14 protein-coding genes are annotated in these 18,069 nt (G+C 31.8%); 9 read left to right on the forward strand and 5 right to left on the reverse strand.

Annotation, left to right across the window (positions count from 1 at the left end; all coding sequences use genetic code 11):
* Positions 1 to 19: 19 nt before the first annotated feature.
* The 3 genes from GFJ94_RS01540 to GFJ94_RS01550 all read left to right on the forward strand — a co-directional run bounded on the left by GFJ94_RS01540 (position 20) and on the right by GFJ94_RS01550 (position 4,516).
* A complete protein-coding gene (locus tag GFJ94_RS01540; protein WP_153199717.1) occupies positions 20 to 1,747 on the forward strand; it encodes a phospho-sugar mutase in 1,728 nt (575 codons plus the stop codon).
* Positions 1,748 to 3,595, forward strand: a complete 1,848-nt coding sequence (locus GFJ94_RS01545; protein ID WP_153199719.1) for an ABC transporter ATP-binding protein — start codon at positions 1,748 to 1,750, stop codon at positions 3,593 to 3,595. It begins immediately after the preceding gene.
* 219 nt (positions 3,596 to 3,814) lie between these two features.
* Positions 3,815 to 4,516, forward strand: a complete 702-nt coding sequence (locus GFJ94_RS01550) for a hypothetical protein (RefSeq protein ID WP_153199721.1) — start codon at positions 3,815 to 3,817, stop codon at positions 4,514 to 4,516.
* 245 nt (positions 4,517 to 4,761) lie between these two features.
* On the opposite strand, the gene GFJ94_RS01555 is transcribed toward GFJ94_RS01550, so the two are convergent.
* Genes GFJ94_RS01555 through GFJ94_RS01565 form a run of 3 tightly spaced genes read right to left on the reverse strand, consistent with a single transcriptional unit; the run spans position 4,762 to position 9,670 of the window.
* The gene (locus GFJ94_RS01555; RefSeq protein WP_153199723.1) at positions 4,762 to 5,469 is read right to left on the reverse strand and encodes a hypothetical protein; all 708 of its coding nucleotides are present in this window, start codon (positions 5,467 to 5,469) and stop codon (positions 4,762 to 4,764) included.
* Between the two features lie 43 nt (positions 5,470 to 5,512).
* Entirely contained in the window at positions 5,513 to 7,981 is a 2,469-nt protein-coding gene (locus tag GFJ94_RS01560; protein WP_370513777.1) for a carboxypeptidase-like regulatory domain-containing protein, read from the reverse strand.
* A gap of 9 nt (positions 7,982 to 7,990) precedes the next feature.
* Complete coding sequence (locus GFJ94_RS01565; protein WP_153199727.1) at positions 7,991 to 9,670, reverse strand: M23 family metallopeptidase; 1,680 nt, start codon at positions 9,668 to 9,670, stop codon at positions 7,991 to 7,993.
* Positions 9,671 to 9,863: 193 nt separating this feature from the next.
* On the opposite strand from GFJ94_RS01565, the gene GFJ94_RS01570 reads away from it, so the two are divergent.
* From GFJ94_RS01570 to rny, 3 genes are all read left to right on the forward strand, one after another.
* Positions 9,864 to 10,154: a hypothetical protein gene (locus GFJ94_RS01570; RefSeq protein ID WP_153199729.1), complete on the forward strand. Its 291-nt coding sequence runs from the start codon at positions 9,864 to 9,866 to the stop codon at positions 10,152 to 10,154.
* Positions 10,155 to 10,161: 7 nt separating this feature from the next.
* On the forward strand, positions 10,162 to 10,455 hold the full coding sequence (locus GFJ94_RS01575; protein WP_153199731.1) for a cell division protein ZapA: 294 nt from the start codon (positions 10,162 to 10,164) through the stop codon (positions 10,453 to 10,455).
* A 208-nt stretch (positions 10,456 to 10,663) separates the two neighbouring features.
* Positions 10,664 to 12,220: a ribonuclease Y gene (rny, locus tag GFJ94_RS01580; protein ID WP_153199733.1), complete on the forward strand. Its 1,557-nt coding sequence runs from the start codon at positions 10,664 to 10,666 to the stop codon at positions 12,218 to 12,220.
* Positions 12,221 to 12,519: 299 nt separating this feature from the next.
* Here the strand turns inward: rny and xerA are convergent, their stop codons facing one another.
* Complete coding sequence (xerA, locus tag GFJ94_RS01585) at positions 12,520 to 13,419, reverse strand: site-specific tyrosine recombinase/integron integrase (protein ID WP_153199735.1); 900 nt, start codon at positions 13,417 to 13,419, stop codon at positions 12,520 to 12,522.
* 76 nt (positions 13,420 to 13,495) lie between these two features.
* The gene (locus tag GFJ94_RS01590) at positions 13,496 to 14,146 is read right to left on the reverse strand and encodes a porin family protein (RefSeq protein WP_153199737.1); all 651 of its coding nucleotides are present in this window, start codon (positions 14,144 to 14,146) and stop codon (positions 13,496 to 13,498) included.
* 305 nt (positions 14,147 to 14,451) lie between these two features.
* Between GFJ94_RS01590 and GFJ94_RS01595 the strand changes: the two genes are divergently transcribed.
* From GFJ94_RS01595 to GFJ94_RS01605, 3 genes are all read left to right on the forward strand, one after another.
* A complete protein-coding gene (locus tag GFJ94_RS01595; RefSeq protein WP_153199739.1) occupies positions 14,452 to 15,006 on the forward strand; it encodes a porin family protein in 555 nt (184 codons plus the stop codon).
* Between the two features lie 76 nt (positions 15,007 to 15,082).
* Positions 15,083 to 15,496, forward strand: coding sequence for a type II 3-dehydroquinate dehydratase (aroQ, locus tag GFJ94_RS01600; RefSeq protein ID WP_153199742.1), 414 nt, complete (start codon positions 15,083 to 15,085; stop codon positions 15,494 to 15,496).
* 102 nt (positions 15,497 to 15,598) lie between these two features.
* Positions 15,599 to 18,064, forward strand: a complete 2,466-nt coding sequence (locus tag GFJ94_RS01605) for a DUF5686 and carboxypeptidase regulatory-like domain-containing protein (RefSeq protein WP_153199743.1) — start codon at positions 15,599 to 15,601, stop codon at positions 18,062 to 18,064.
* Positions 18,065 to 18,069: the final 5 nt, after the last annotated feature.

Below are 18,069 nucleotides of genomic sequence, written 5' to 3' on the forward strand. Positions count from 1 at the left end.
TTCTCAAAACATACAGATTATGCACATCGAACAAAGTATTTTAAACAAAGTAAACGAGTGGTTAACCCCAACATTTGACGAAGCAACTCGAAACACTATCAAAGAAATAATGACTTCGGCTCCAAAAGAGTTGGAAGAAAGTTTCTATAAAAATTTAGAGTTTGGAACCGGTGGAATGCGCGGTGTTATGGGTGTTGGAACCAATCGTATCAACAAATATACACTTGGAAAAAACACGCAAGGTTTGTCAGATTATTTACATAGATCGTTTCCTAATGAGCAATTAAAAGTAGCAATTGCTTACGATTGCCGTCATAACAGCGATACATTGGCAAAAATAGTGGCCGATGTTTTTTCTGCTAACGGAATTCAAGTATATCTGTTTTCAGATTTGCGTCCAACACCTGAATTATCATTTGCAGTACGTTACTTAAATTGTCATGCAGGAATCGTGTTAACCGCTTCTCACAATCCACCAGAATACAACGGATACAAAGTATACTGGCAAGATGGCGGACAATTAGTACCACCTCAAGATGCAGAAATTATCAAAGTAATTGAAGATTTAAAATACAGCGATATCAAATTCGAAGCGAACAATGGTTTAATTAAATATATTGATGAAGAAATTGACGAAGCATTTGTAAATTCTACTGTAGAAAATGCAAGTTTTAACACACCGCAAAGCGCAAAAGACAATCTAAAAATTGTTTATACTTCATTACATGGAACATCAATCAAATCAGTTCCAGACGTTTTAGCAAAAGCAGGTTATAAAAATGTAAATATAGTTGCTGAACAAGAAGTTCCTGATGGAAATTTTCCAACAGTAAAATCACCAAACCCAGAAGAACCCGAAGCTTTAGCAATGGCTACCGCTTTAGCTGAAAAAATCAATGCAGATATTGTTGTAGGAACAGATCCAGACAGTGATCGCGTTGGTGTTGCTGTACGTAATTTAGAAGGCGAAATGGTTTTACTTAACGGAAATCAAACAATGGTCGTTATGACTGCCTTTTTGTTAGAAAAATGGAAACAAGCGAATAAAATTACAGGCAAACAATTTATTGGTTCAACAATTGTATCAACGCCTATGATGTTAGAATTAGCATCTGCTTATGAAGTTGAATGTAAAGTTGGATTAACCGGTTTTAAATGGATTGCTAAATTCATAAAAGACTTTCCTAATCAGCAATTTATTGGTGGTGGCGAAGAAAGTTTTGGTTACATGGTTGGTGATGCCGTTAGAGATAAAGATGCCGTTGCCGCTATTTTATTAGTTTGTGAAATTGCTGCAATTGCAAAAGCGAACGGAAGTAGTATTTTCCAAGAACTTTTAAATCTATATGTTGATTATGGTTTTTACAAAGAAAACTTAATTTCTCTAACCAAAAAAGGAATCTCAGGTTTGGAAGAAATAAACCAAATGATGATTGATTTACGCGAAAATCCAATGAAAGAAATCAACGGGCAACGAGTAATTTGCATCGAAGATTATCAAGCTTCCAAAGGAAAAGACTTCATGAACAATGAAGAATTTGAAATTCATATTCCAAAATCAAACGTATTAATTTACTATTTGGAAGACGGAAGTAAAATCTGCGCAAGACCAAGTGGAACTGAACCTAAAATTAAATTCTACTTCAGCGTCAATGGAGTTTTAGATTCGATTGAAAACGCTGAAACAGTAGAAAAAGAATTAGACAACAAAATTGCTGGTATTATTTCAGCAATGAAATTAAACTAAATGGACGAAAATCTAAAGAAAATAATTCCGTTTGCCCTGAAGTACAAAAAAGATGTGGTAATGAATATAATTTACAATATTCTTTATGCACTTTTCAGTACGTTATCTTTCGTTGCATTAATTCCAATGCTAGACGTTTTATTCAAAGATGCTGAAAAAATTGTCACCGAACCAAAACTAACATCAATTTGGGAGATAGCAAGTTATGGAAATGATTATTTATACTTTTATATTACAAAACTCACAAACGAAAACGGAGCTCAATATGCACTTTTGTTAGTAGTTTCTATAATTATTACAACATTTTTATTAAAAAATATTTTCAATTACCTCGCTCTTAACCACTTAATGCTACTAAAAAATGGTGTTTTAAGAGATTTAAGAAATAAAATGTTTGATAAGATTATTAGCCTACCTATTTCTTATTATTCCGAAAAAAGAAAAGGTGACATGATGGCAAGAATGCTTGGTGATGTTATAGAAGTAAAAAATTCTTTTTTTAACATTTTAGAGTTGGTAATAAAAGAACCTATGACAATTGTTTTTACAATAGGTGCAATGATAGTTATTAGCTTTAAATTGACATTATTCGTTTTTATTTTCATCCCAATTTCGGGTTTTGTTATTTCTAAAATCGGAAAAAGCTTAAAAGCAAAATCAAAAAGAGCACAAGATGAAAACGGCTATTTGATTTCAGTTGTAGAAGAAACTTTAGGCGGATTAAAAGTAGTGAAAAGTTACAATGCGGAAGGCACTTTTACCAATAAATTCAATAGTTCTATACAAAGATTATATCGATTAACAAACAGCATAGGAAGAAAAAATAATCTTTCATCCCCAATGAGTGAATTTATGGGAATTGTCGTAATCGCTATCTTACTTTGGTATGGAGGAAACATGGTTTTAGTTGAAACTTTTGCAGATGGAACTCCTTTACTTGAAGGTTCTAAGTTTATTGCGTATATGGGATTAGCTTATAATATTCTTACTCCAGCAAAAGCAATTTCTAAAGCTTCCTATCAAGTAAAAAGTGGATTAGCTGCAGCCGAACGTGTTTTTGATGTATTAGAAGTAGAAAATACCATTACCGATAAAGAAAATGCAGTTGTAAAAACTTCTTTTGAAGATTCCATCACAATTGAAAACATCAACTTTAAATACGAAGAAGAAAATGTACTGAAAAACTTCTCTTTGGAAGTTCCAAAAGGAAAAACAGTGGCTTTAGTAGGCCAATCAGGTTCTGGAAAAAGTACGATTGCAAATTTATTGACTCGTTTTTATGATGTACATGAAGGAAGCGTAAAAATCGATGGCATCGACATCAAAGACATGACGTTAGAATCGTTACGTCATTTAATGGGATTGGTTACACAGGATTCTATTTTATTTAACGATACGATTAAAAACAATATTCTATTAGGCAAGCAAGACGCAACCGATGAAGAAATTATTGCGGCTTTAAAAGTAGCCAATGCCTTCGAATTCGTGAAAGATTTACCTAACGGAATTGAAACCAATATTGGTGATGCTGGAGGAAAACTTTCGGGCGGACAAAAACAACGTTTATCGATTGCTAGAGCGGTTTTGAAAAATCCACCAATTATGATTTTGGATGAAGCTACTTCGGCGTTAGATACGGAAAGTGAAAAGTTCGTTCAAGTAGCGTTAGAAAACATGATGCAAAACCGAACCTCAATTGTAATTGCTCACCGTTTATCTACAATTCAAAAAGCCGATAAAATTGTGGTTATGCAAAAAGGCGAAATCGTAGAACAAGGAACACATGACGAGTTATTAGCATTAAACGGAACGTATTCGAAGTTAGTGATGATGCAGAGTTTCGAGTAGTTTAGCACGCGGATGAAACTGATTCGCTAAATCAAAGCGCGGATTTATACTGATTTCTTAATTTTTAAACATATAAGTCAGATAAGGTTTTGTAAGTTCATTATCTTTATGAATAAGTTCATTTAAGATCTAAACGCAAACTTGTCATTCCGATAGGAATCTCTTTAATAATTGAATTTTGAACTTGTAATTGATTTTGATTTTTGAATTTGAACAACTATGTATATAAACCATCCAAATATCACTTTACCCGAAGACAATGACACCATTGTTTGGAAATATTTGGACTTGTCTAAGTTTTTAGACATGTTGTTGTCGCGTCAGTTATTTATGTCGCGTTCAGATAAGTTTGAAGATCAATATGAAGGCACATTTTCGGAACCTACTTTTGAAGAAATTAAGAAAATTGCTGCTAACAATCCGAAGTTCTTAGATTACTATAAATCGCATCGTGAAAAAGTAGTAATTAGTAGTTGGCACATTAACGAATACGAATCGTTTGCTATGTGGCAAATTTTTACTCAAAATACGGAAGGTTTAGCGATTCAAACTACAATTGGCAGACTTAAAGAAGCCTTACAACCTGAAAGACAAACCGAACAATACATTGGAGCAGTAAATTACATCGATTACAAAAAAGAGTTTATTCCCTTTGAGGATACGTTTTTCCCGTTCTTGTTTAAACGCAAAAGTTTTCAGTATGAAAGAGAAATTCGCATTATTTCTGACGTTACCAACAGCGGAATGAAAATCGACAACGGATTAAAAGTAGATGTTAATTTGAATCAATTGATTGAAAAAATCTACATTCACCCAAAAAGTGAAAACTGGTATAAAAAACTAGTAATTGAATTAGTTTCGAAATTAGGATTTGATTTTGAAATTGAAAAATCAGATTTAGAGAGTGATATTTTGATTTAGTGTTGGAACGCGGATGAAACGGATTCGCTAAAACGAAACGCAGATTAAGCAGAATTTTAATTGTTAATGTCGTCCCTACGGGACTTTTATTCATGCTTGGAGTATTTTACCAAAATATCGTTCCTACGGAACTAACAAGTTTATGCTAAAATAAATATTTCTGCAATTTGAATAAATGCCGTTAGGCATTAAATATTGGTAAAAAAATATCAGCAGTATCTAAAATCCCGAAGGGATGTCATAAACTAATTCGGAGTATACATCTCCACTTTCCACTCGTCTGCCAACAAATTTACATAGTGATAATGTACTTTATCATTTTTATCAAAAGCACCGTTTTTGTTGATGTCTTCGATGCATCTGAAGTATAAACGGTTTTGTGCTTCGATGATATTCCAATCGATTAATTCTAAAAGGTTTTCAGATAACTTAGTGAAATTTTCTCCACTAGATAAACTCAAATATAACGAACGAATATCATTTTGATCAATTTTACCATCTTTATTGGTATCGTTATCGACTAAAGTATATACAATGATTTGCTTTTTAGCTTTATTTGTAATTCCGTCTAAAAAAGTAGCGGTTTGAATTTGGATCTTTTTATCGGTTAACGGTTTTATATTCGTAGAATCAATGTGTTGAAAATTCAAATTATCAAAATATCCTGTAATTTCAAATCGGTTATAATTGGAAATCGCATAACTTACCTGATTCGTTTTGCTACTTCCATACACTTTACTATTTGTATCATAAACTCGAACATCGCCCACAGGATGAATCAAATATTGCGTTCCTTCCATCAAAATTGGCAAATCGGCCACTTTTATAGACGAAGTATCTATCGCTTCTGCTTTTGTTTTTCCTTCTTCGTAGATAACCTTAGGGGTTTCTGCTTCTTTTTTACAACTCACTAAAGTTGCAACCAAGCTAAAAGTGAAAAGAATACGCTTCATTTGTTTAAATTTTATAGTCAAATATACTAAAATAATCGTTGGCTTACAATCGGGCAACCAATTTGATATTGAAAACACGAGTCGTCATATAATTTGGAATTCCGTATTGCGATTTCGTATATACATCACGCACCCAAGTATTGGTAATCGAATTTTGATTGTTAAACAAATTGAAAATCTCTAAACCTAATGAAAACTCATTAAATGGTTTCAGCCAAGTTTTTGTCGATTTGATACTTTCGTCTTTAAACACATATGAAAAACCTACATCGGCTCTTCGATAATCATTCAAACGTAATTGATAGGCATATGGGTCAGCATAAGCAGGCGAACCGCCTGGTAATCCAGTATTATAAACCAAATTTAAATATAATTTTAAGTTAGGTATATTAGGCATGTAATCTTGAAATAACATTCCAAATTTCAATCTTTGGTCAGTTGGACGAGCAATAAAACCTCTTTCATCTTGATTTTCTTCTGTTTTTAAGTAGCCAAAACTAAACCAAGATTCTGTTCCTGGAACAAACTCACCATTTAAACGCGCGTCAAATCCGTACGCGTAAGCTTCCGCTTCGTTGTTGGCTCTATATCGAATTCGTACATTGTCGATTGTGTATGTATTCACATCAGTAATGCTTTTATAATAAGCTTCAGAAACTAGTTTAAACGGTCGCTTCCACATTTTGAAACTGTAATCGTTACTCAAAACAATATGAAGCGATTGTTGTGCTTTTACATTCGTTTGAACTACTCCATCATAATCACGCAATTCTCTATAAAATGGCGGTTGATGATATAATCCACCAGACAATCGGAACAACATATCTTTTTCCCAATTTGGTTTAAATGCAAATTGAGCTCTTGGTGAAAAAGTAATTTGGCTATCACCTTTTGGTCTTCCATCGGCTTCAACTTGCCATTGATGTGCACGAACTCCAGCATTTACCCAATAATCATGATCGCCAATATTTCCTCTATAATTCCATTGTGCATAACCTGACAATCTATTTATTCTAGTGAAATTTGTAGCTCTTACATTTTGATAAGGTGCTAATGGTCCAACATATGGATTATAAGGTTGGTCGTTTTGATAGTCTAAAATGGGGTTAGGCAATGAAAATCCTGCTGAATCCAAAACTTCCCATTCTACAATTCTATCACGAATATCTTCTTTTGTGAATTTTGCACCCCATTCAAATTGCGATTTTTCATTTAATTCGTGAAAACCTTTAACTTCGGCATTAACGATTAAAGCGTCTAAGTTGTTGCGGGCGTGATTTAGTTGTGAGCCGATTCCACGAGTAAAAACTACATCACCAAACGTTTCTGAGCCAATATTAGCATCTACTTCGCCCAAACGATATTGAGCCAAAATATCATAATATTCTTGCTCTTGTGTATGATATCCTGAAAGGATGAATTTCAATTTATTTTTTTCGTTGTATTGATAAACGGCTTTTCCGGCACCAAAAAACGTTAGGTATTTATCTTTTTCTTGTCCTTCATAAAACACTAATAAAGCAATTGGTTCATCTATAGTTCCAAAATTAGTTTGACGCGTTAAAGGTTCGTAGTTGTATCTATTTTGGGAAATGTTTCCTAAAAAACTAAAATTCCATTTGGTTGAAGCATTGAAATTCAACAAAGTTTGAACATCAAAAAATGTGGGTCTAAAATTAGTTTCTGTTTCCTGACTGTTTACTAAAAGACTATTATCTCTGTATCTAACTCCGGTGATATTAGTCCATTTTTGATTTTTTGAAATTCCTTCTGCTGTTAAACTTCCACCTAACAAACTAGCTTCTAAACTTGCTGCAAATTGTTTCGGATTTCGATAGGTTATATCTAAAACTGAAGACAACTTATCGCCATATTTTGATTGAAAACCTCCAGCAGAAAAATCAACGTTTTGCACCATATCGGTATTCGTAAAACTCAAACCTTCTTGTTGACCAGAACGAATTAAAAAAGGACGATAGACTTCAATTTCGTTGACATATACTAAGTTTTCATCGTAATTTCCACCACGCACAGCATAAGAAGTACTCAATTCATTATTAGAGTAAACACCAGGAAGTGTTTTGATAATATTTTCGATTCCTGCATTAGCACCCGGAATTTTTCTAATGACTACAGGATCAATTGTGGTGACACCCTCGATACGCTTTTTACTATTTCCAGTAACGAAAACTTCTCCAAACTCTTCTACTTTAGCATTCATAACCGGATTTAACTCAAAATCTTCATTTGGCTTCAGATTCAATTCTAAAGTGATTTTTTTTAATGAAACGTGTGAAAAAGTTATGGTTACTTTTGTGTTAGATTCCACTTCCAAAATGTAAAAACCATTTTCATTGGAAACCGTTCCTTTATCTCCCATTTTTACTGTAACATTTTCAACAGGATTATTAAATTCATCTAAAATAACACCTTTAATACGGGCTTTTTGAGCCGAAATAGTCAAAGAAAATAAACAAATAATGAATACTAAAATTATATTTTTCAAAAGAATGGATTTTAATTATCTAAAAAAGTAAGATTCAAAGGTAGTGGAATTTTGTAAATTATCGGTAACCACAATCTTTAAATCGTTTCTACCTTGAACGCAAATATTATCATCTAAATTGTGTACCAACTTTTTTGTTTTATAATCATATTCCATTAAAATCCATTTCCCGTTTAAATAAGCGTTATAAGAATCAATATCAGAATGTAAATCAGTAACAGAAACACTAATTGTTTTTTGTTCTTTTATTGTTTTACCTTCTACAAAATTAACGTTGTAAATTCTTGGCGGTGTTGTATCTTGAGCTAATTTAAACTTCCCTAATGTTTTTGTCTTAATAGAAAATGAATTTCCTTTACGATACGTTTTATTATAATCTAACTTATAACCATCTAAAGTAGCAATATAGGTTTTTGCCAATTGTTCTTCAGTTAAGCCTTTTACTTCATTAAAAGTTATTGTAATATTTTTATGAACTGGAACACTATCATCATGCAACGTTAGAATATCGTTATTCACATCAAAACTCAAATAGAAATTAGAATAAAATGCATTTTCTGGAATTTGAACTGAAACATTATTTTTTTCAAAAATAGCTTCATTTTTAGCTTTTACAAAATAAGGCGTTATTTGGAAAGTTTTTTCAATTTTAGCCTCTTGATATGCAAACTCAATTGGAATTACCAATTCTACTTTATTACCATGAAAATCGTACAATTCTACTCGATACGTATAATTTACTCCTGGTTGTACTTTAATAATTCCATCTTTTTTATTACTCGCTAGAATTGAAAGTGGATAATCTGATATTTGAAATAACTTTTGAATGCGCTGTCCCATCAAATGAAAACGTTCGTAATCGATAAAATTATTAATGTAGCGCGATTCATCAAACGTAAAACCATCAAAACCATATTGGTATTGCAACACTCCGTTTAAATACGTTTTTACTTTATACAATCCGTTTTTATTATACGCATTTGTACAAAAATCGTAGGCATTAATTCCGAATGCAACTTTACCGTCAGCCTTTACTTTTACTCCTAAATAATTTCCATCTGATTGTTTAGAAAATGAAATATTGATGGGTTTTTGAGAATTATTAACCGTGGTTGAATCTAAAGGATAAGCTACAAGACCTTGAATAACTGGCTTTCTATCATCTTTAATGATTTTCTTAAATCCAAAATGCATTGGGTTTAAAATTTCTTCCGATTTTGTGTTTCTAAATTCAAAATGCAAATGAGGACCACCACTTCCGCCTGTATTTCCTGAAAAAGCGATAATATCTCCTTTTTTCACAGGTAATTCAGTTGGGTACAAATACATTTCTATTTCATAGGATTGTCCTTTGTATTGTCTTTCTTTAATGAAAGATTCGATTAATCCATTCGCTTTTTGCAAATGTCCATAAACAGAAGTATAACCATTTGGATGCGTAATATAAATAGCTTTTCCGTAACCAAAAGTTGAAATTTTGATTCTTGAAATATATCCATCTCCTGCAGCATATACAGGTAACCCCTCAACACCTCTTGTTTTTAAATCTAAACCAGAATGAAAATGATTACTTCTTAATTCTCCAAAAGAGCCCGACAAATCTATTGGAATATCTAATGGTGATTGAAAATAATCTTGAGGGAAATCTTGAGAAAAAATTAAAATTGGGGCGAATAGAAGAATAAAAAATTTCATTTTATATATGTTTAGCGCTAAAATAATAAAAATAATTTTAAATAAAATAAATAACACACAAGGCTAAAATAAACTTTTAACAATCAATTAGTTACAAATAATAAACATTAATTCATAAAATTTAGCAAAAAGTATTGCTATTTTTGAATACTAATGCTAACTTTGTGAAATATTGAAATGAATTGTATCATTAATGAATGGATTATCTGAATTAATTGATTCTCTCGAAGTTAAATTTTTTAAGCTTAACCAGAAAGTGGCTCAGCTAGAAAAAAAAAACCAAGAGTTGCAGAATGAATTGTTGCTTTTTAAAAAAAATCAACAACAGCAATTAGGTGAAATTGAAACCCTGAAGAGCCAATTAGATACCCTAAAAATGGTAAATTCATTACTAGGCAGTGAAGAAAATAAAAGAGAAACAAAACTCAAAATAAATTCATTAATCAGAGAAATCGATTATTGTATAGCCCAACTTTCAGATTAGAAAGCTCATGAGTGAAAAACTGAAAATTAAAATATCAATAGCAGATCGTGTATATCCATTAACCGTGGAACCATCACAAGAAGAAGGACTAAGAAGTGCTTCAAAAAAAATAGATGCTATGATTAAACAGTTTGAACAAAGCTATGCTGTAAGAGATAAACAAGATGTTTTAGCCATGTGTGCTTTGCAATTTGCAACACAAGTAGAGCAAAAGCAAATTAGTAAATCTCATGATAATGAAACCAATATAAACAGATTACAAAATTTGGATAAAAAATTGAGCGAGTTACTCTCAAAATAAATACGTTCTTACAACATAAATACAATACTGCCTACATTAGTATATATTTGATAAACTCAACACTAACAAATTAAACGAGTGAATCTTTGCAACTATAACAGGCCCTTAAGTGGGAAGTTTGAACTGCAGGTTAGCTCAAATCTTGTATAACCGAGTTTATACAAACACCTAATGTAGGCTTTTTTTATATAATTTTTTTAACAACATCATGATAGAAATAATAATAGGTATCTTAATAGGTATTGCAGGAGGTTTTGGAATCGCTAAATTTTTAGAGAAAAGTAATGTTTCTAACCTTATTAAAAACGCAAAAAAAGAAGCAGGTTCAATTTTAAAAGATGCAAAAGCTGAAGCTGAAGCTACTAAAAAAGAGAAAATCCTTCAAGCTAAAGAAAAGTTTTTAGAACTTAAAGCAGAACACGAACAAGTAATTTTAGCTAGAGATAAAAAAACAGCTGAAGCCGAAAAAAGAACTAGAGATAAAGAATCTCAAATTTCTAACGAATTAGCTAAAGCAAAAAAAGTAAATGATGAAGCTGAAGCAAAAATCAATGAATACTCAACAAAAATTGAGCTTTTAGACAAAAAACAACAAGAAATAGATAAACTTCACAAAAGTCAGGTAGAACAATTAGAGGTAATTTCTGGTTTATCGGCTGAGGAAGCTAAAGAACAATTGGTAGAAAGCTTAAAAGCGGAAGCCAAAACAAATGCTATGTCATTCATCCAAGATACGGTTGAAGAAGCAAAAATGACAGCACATCAAGAAGCTAAGAAAATCATCATTAGCACCATTCAACGTGTTGGTACTGAAGAAGCGGTAGAAAACTGTGTATCGGTATTTAACATTGAATCAGATGATGTAAAAGGTAGAATTATTGGTCGTGAAGGTCGTAACATTAGAGCACTGGAGGCTGCAACTGGAGTTGAAATCATTGTTGATGACACACCAGAAGCAATCATCTTATCTTGTTTTGATCCTGTAAGAAGAGAAATCGCTCGTTTGGCATTACACAAATTAGTAACCGACGGACGTATTCACCCAGCGCGTATTGAAGAAGTAGTAGCTAAAACAGCTAAACAAATCGACGAAGAAATCATTGAAACCGGAAAACGTACGGTAATTGATTTAGGAATACACGGATTACACCCTGAATTAATTAAAGTAGTAGGTAGAATGAAATACCGTTCATCATACGGACAAAACTTGTTACAACACTCAAGAGAAGTAGCTAAGTTATGTGGTATCATGGCGGCTGAATTAGGATTAAACGTTAAATTAGCTAAAAGAGCTGGTTTATTACACGATATTGGAAAAGTACCAGATACTGAAAGTGAATTACCTCACGCTATCTTAGGTATGCAATGGGCTGAGAAATATGGTGAAAAAGAAGAAGTTTGTAATGCAATTGGAGCTCACCACGACGAAATTGAAATGAAATCATTGATTTCTCCAATTATCCAAGTTTGTGATGCTATTTCTGGAGCTCGTCCTGGAGCAAGAAGACAAGTATTAGATTCTTATATCCAACGTTTGAAAGATTTAGAAGATATCGCTTTCGGATTCAACGGAGTGAAAAACGCTTATGCAATTCAAGCTGGTAGAGAATTACGTGTTATTGTAGAAAGTGAAAAAGTATCTGACGATGCAGCAGTAAACTTATCTTTTGATATTTCTCAAAAAATTCAAACTGAAATGACATATCCTGGTCAAGTTAAAATCACGGTTATTCGTGAAACTAGAGCAGTGAATATTGCGAAATAGAAATTAGGCTTTATGCAAAACCAAAAAACCGTATTAATTCATTTTAATACGGTTTTTTTATGCTCTTTTTTGTCATTCCGTTAGGCATATCTTTAATGAGTGATTAATGTTGTTTGTTTTCTAAACATATAATCATGCAAGTTTTATGTTAAACTTAATTCCGATTTAAAGTTCATAAAAGAGATGCTTGACAGCATGACAAACTAAACGCTAAATCTATTAAACGTCCAAAGCTTTGGACTCTCTCTCTCAACACAAAGTATTTAAAAAAACTCTGTGTATCTCTGTGTAAAAAAAAACTATTTCCTTGGATGATAATTATTCAAAACTTCCGACAAGAACTTTCTATCCAAATGCATGTACACTTCAGTTGTAGTAATAGATTCGTGACCGAGCATTAATTGTATCGAACGTAAATCGGCACCGTTTTCTAATAAATGTGTTGCAAAAGAATGACGAAATGTATGCGGACTAATAGTTTTATTTAAATTGATTTTTACCGATAAATCTTTAATTATCGTAAAAACCATGGCACGTGTTAATTGTCTTCCTCTCCTATTTAAAAACAAAGTATCTTCATGACCTTTTTGTACTGGATAATGCACTCGAATTAAATTAACATACGTCGTTATATATTTAATGGTAGAACCTCCTACAGGCACAAAACGCTGTTTATTTCCTTTTCCGGTAATTTTAATAAAACCTTCTTCAAAAAATAAATCAGAAATCTTTAAACCCACTAACTCAGAAACACGTAAACCACAACTGTATAAGGTTTCTAACATAGCTCTGTTACGCTCACCTTCTGGCATTGATAAATCTATAGCAGAAATTAACGCATCAATTTCCTCAGTTGCTAAAGTATCGGGTAATTTTCTACCTGTTTTGGGAACTTCTATTAATTCTAGCGGTGTATCTTGCCGATAATCCTCAAAAACTAAGTAATTAAAAAAGCTCTTTAATCCTGAAATGACTCGTGATTGACTTCGAGCATTGACTTTTGATGAAATTTCGTAAATGAATTGCTGAATGGTTTCCTCTGAAATAAGAATTGGTGAAACGGCAATATCGTGCTGGTTTAAGAACAAAACTAATTTTTCAATATCAAACGTATAATTTTCTATGGTGTTCTTAGAAAGACCACGTTCTAACCGCAGGTAATTTTGATATTCTTTAATGTAGGATTGCCAAGTGCTCATATTTCAAATGTAGGCAAATTATAGAAACAAAAAAAATCCCGCCGAAGCGGGATTTTTGACTTATTTGTTTTACAAATTAGAATTTGTAAGTTAAACCAAATTGTGCAGCTGAGAAAAAGTTATTGAAAACATTGAAGTTTCCGTTTAACTCAGTTGTTTTAGTTTCTCCACCACCTGGGAATTCTGATTTACCAGATTGGAAAGATAATACATCAGCTAAACCAAAGTTGATAGCCATTTTAGGAGTAACAAAGTACTGAATACCTAAATCAATTCCTAAACCGAAGTTAGAATCTTTTTGAGTTTCAACTCCATTAGTTTCCCATTTTCTTGAACCAAAACCTAAACCAGCTTCAGTATAAGTTTTGAATCTTTGTCCTAAATCTAAGAAATAGTAACGAGCAAAAACACCAGCACCAAAATTGTTTGATGTTGACTCATCAGATCCACCTGGGGAAGACTCTTCTAATTTAGAAGAACCAACTCCTAATTCTACTCCTAAAGCAATTTTGTCAGTTAAAAAATAACCTGCTTTTGGATTGAAGTTGAAGCTATTTGCAGTGTCTTCAAAACCATTACCTAAATCTTCTTTCACTGTACTGAAATTGATGTTACCTTCTACGAACATATCACCTTTTGCAAAACCAAATGTTTTTGCTTCTTCTTCTTGTGCGTTAGCAAAACCGAAAGCCAATAATGCTACAGCAGATAATAAAACTTTTTTCATGTTTAGTTTAAATTTAAAGTTAATGAGGCAAATTTATAGCATTTTTCTACATAAAATAACAAATTTTGTTATGTTATTAACAATTTTATTAACAAGTAAAATAGATAATGTTCATAATCAACAAGTTAAAACTTCAATAAATGAAAAATTTAAACTTTTTTTAATAAATAAATCAAGCCAAAAAAAAATAAAAAAAAACACAAACCACTAACAATCAATACATTCCAAAAAACGTTAAAATATGCATTTCATCGATAATTATACTAAAAAGCGCTAGTAAGTGTTACTCAATAAAACAATTCAATATGAAAAGAACAATTGCAACATTGATTTTACTGGTTCTAGGAACTGGTTTATCAAAGGCTCAAATGCTAAAATTTGGTGTAAAAGGTGGTGTTAATTTTGCCAACTATACTGGTGGAGAAATTTCGGGTGTAGATTTTAAAACCATTACTAGTTATCATGCTGGCGTAGTAATGGAATTAAAAGTGTTTGAAAACTTTGCTCTTCAACCTGAACTTTTATATTCGACACAAGGCTCAGAATTGGAAGGTTTTGGCGAACAAGTTAAAAATGAGTTGGGTTATTTATCACTACCGGTTCTTGCTAAATTTTATTTAACTTCTAACAAACTTAGTTTAGAACTGGGTCCACAAGCTTCCTTTTTAGTTAGCGAACGAAACGAAGTGGACGCAAACGACACTAATTCGTTCGACTTTGGAATTGCAGGTGGTTTAAGTTATAAAATTACCAAAGGCTTATTTGTTTCAGGCCGATATGTTGCGGGGTTAACAGAAGCAAAAAAAGATGCAGATGTTAAAAACTCTGTAATTCAATTTTCATTAGGCTATATGTTTTAATGCTAAAATTCACAATATTTTATTAAAACCATTCTCAAAAAAGAATGGTTTTTTTACTTTTACAAAAACAATCTACATGAAAATTATCATAATAAATGGTCCAAATCTTAATCTGTTAGGAAAAAGAGAACCCGAAGTATATGGAAATGAAACATTTGAATCGTATTTCGAAAAGTTACAAATTCAGTTTCCAACTCTAACATTAGACTATTTTCAAAGTAATATTGAAGGAGAAATCATTTCTAAAATTCAGGAAGTTGGTTTCACTTATAATGGTATCGTTCTAAATGCTGGTGCTTACACACATACTTCTATAGGAATTGGCGATGCAGTTAAAGCGATTACTACTCCAGTTATAGAAGTTCATATTTCCAATACATTTTCTAGAGAATCTTTTCGTCATCAATCGTATATCTCGCCAAATGCTAAAGGTGTAATTATTGGTTTTGGATTGCAGAGTTATGAATTAGCTATACATTCCTTTCTTTAATTTTAACGCAAAGAGCCGCTAAGTTTTTTCGCAAAGCTCGCAAAATCAAATAAAGTTTAAATTGTAAAACATTTTTTTCGTAGTGTAATAAAAACTAACAACATGAAACAACAAATTACGATATTCTTATTATTTTTAACTTCTATCACCTTTGCTCAAATAAAAGGAACTATTAAAGATAAAGATGGAAATCCGCTTGCGTTTGTAAACATATATATAGAGAACACCTATATAGGTACAACTTCAAATGAACATGGAAAGTATGAATTGAATACTACCGAGAAGAATAATGTGCATTTGATTTTTCAGTATTTAGGATTTAAAACTCAGAAACACATTTTAAACATCACTAGTTTTCCATATGAATTTGATGTCATGTTAATGGAAGAAGATTTTCAGCTGAAAGAAGTTGTGGTTGTAAATGGTGAAAATCCTGCGAACGAAATTATCCGAAACGCTATTAAAAGTAAAAAGAAGAATGCCGCTAAAACTGATAAATTTGAAGCCGATTTTTATTCGAGAGGAATTTTTAGAGCAAAAGATATTCCTAAGAAATTCATGGGCGTTGAAATTGGTGATTTAGAGGGCAACTTAGATTCTACAAGAAGTGGAATTATTTATCAATCGGAAACCGTTTCTAAAATTAAATTTCAAAAACCGGATGATTTAAAAGAAGAAATTATAGCTTCTAAAATTGCCGGTAATGATAACGGATTTAGTTACAATACTGCGCTAAAGACAAATTATGATTTTTACGACAACTACGTTGAGTTTAACATTAACATGGTTTCTCCTATTGCCGATAATGCTTTTAATTATTACAAATACAAATTAGAAAGCACTTTTTATAACGAAAGTAACCAATTAATCAATAAAATTTTAGTTACTCCAAAACGCGACAAAGAGCCTGTTTTTGAAGGTTACATTTATATCGTAGAAGACACTTGGGCAATTTACGGAATTGATTTAGACATTAAAGGCTATCGAATGCAACAGCCAATTCTTGAAACCATGAAGGTAACACAAAGTTTTAGTTACAATTCAGATAATAAAATTTGGGCAAAAAACATTCAAACATTAGACTTTAAAGCAGGACTTTTCGGGATGAAATTTGACGGAAAGTTTACGTATGTATTTACTAATTACAACTTCAAAGATGCTTTTGAAAAGAAAACTTTTGGTAAAGAAGTAGTCACTTTTGCTGAAAACGCTAATAAAAAAGAAGAAAACTATTGGAATGAATTCAGACCCGTTCCATTAACTGAAGAAGAAACAACAAATTATATTAAAAAAGACAGTTTACAAACTTTAAGAAAATCGCAAGTTTATTTAGATTCGGTAGATGCAAAAGGGAATAAATTTAAGTTGTTGAAGATTATAACTGGTTACACTTATAAAAATTCGTTCAAAAATTGGAGCTTTAATTACCAAGGCCTTACCAATTTGAGCTCTTTAAGTTTTAATACGGTTCAAGGTTATAGTTTAGATAGTGGATTTTCTTTTAGAAAATGGAATGATGAAACTGGAAAATACACATCAATTTCATCTGTTTTTAATTATGGTTTTGCCGAAGAAAGATTACGTGTAAAAGGTAATTTTTATCACCGATTTAACAACATAAATAACGCGTACATTAGTATAAATGGTGGAAGCGCTATTAGTCAGTTCAATCCAAATGAACCAATAAGTAATTTAGTAAATTCTGTAGCAACATTATTCTTTAAAAACAATTACATGAAATTGTACAATAAAGAATTTGCCGAAATTAATTACGGAAGAGAAGTTACTAATGGTGTTTTTGCTTCAGGGAAATTGTTGTACGAAAACCGAAGAGCGTTATTCAACAACACCGATTATACTATGATTAAAAATGATGATTTGTATTTTTCGAATGATCCGCTGCAACCAAATAATTATACTTCGGTACCTTTTGAAAAGCATCATATTATGAAAGCGAGTTTAGGAACTCGTATTCGCTTTGGTCAAAAATACATTTCGCGTCCTGATGGAAAGGTTAACATTCAAAACGATAATTATCCTATTTTGAGTTTCTATTACGAAAAAGCATTTGGAGCTTCAAACAGTAATTATCATTATGATTTAATCAGCGGAACAGTTGATTACAATAAAACTATAGGTAACAAAGGCGATTTTGGCTTACGTTTTAAAGCAGGAAAATTCTTTAATGCCGATAATATTTCGTTTGTAGATTATAAACACTTCAACGGAAATCAAACGTATGTAAACTTGTTGAACAATTCATTGAACTCTTTTAATTTACTACCTTATTATAGTCACTCTACAAATGATTCGTATTTAGAAACCCATATTGAGCACAATTTTAAAGGCTACATTATGAATAAGATTCCGTTGTTGAACAAACTACAGTGGAATTTAATTGGAGGTTTTCATCAGTTGAACATTCCAAATATGAAACCTTATCAAGAATTTACAATTGGATTTGATAATATTGGTTTTGGAAAATTTAGATTCTTACGAGTTGATTATGTAAGAAGTTACCAAAACGGTTTTCAAGGTGATGGCGTAATGTTTGGCTTGAAATTCTAAAATAA

Source organism: Flavobacterium sp. LMO8 (assembly GCF_009495755.1).
GTDB lineage: Bacteria > Bacteroidota > Bacteroidia > Flavobacteriales > Flavobacteriaceae > Flavobacterium.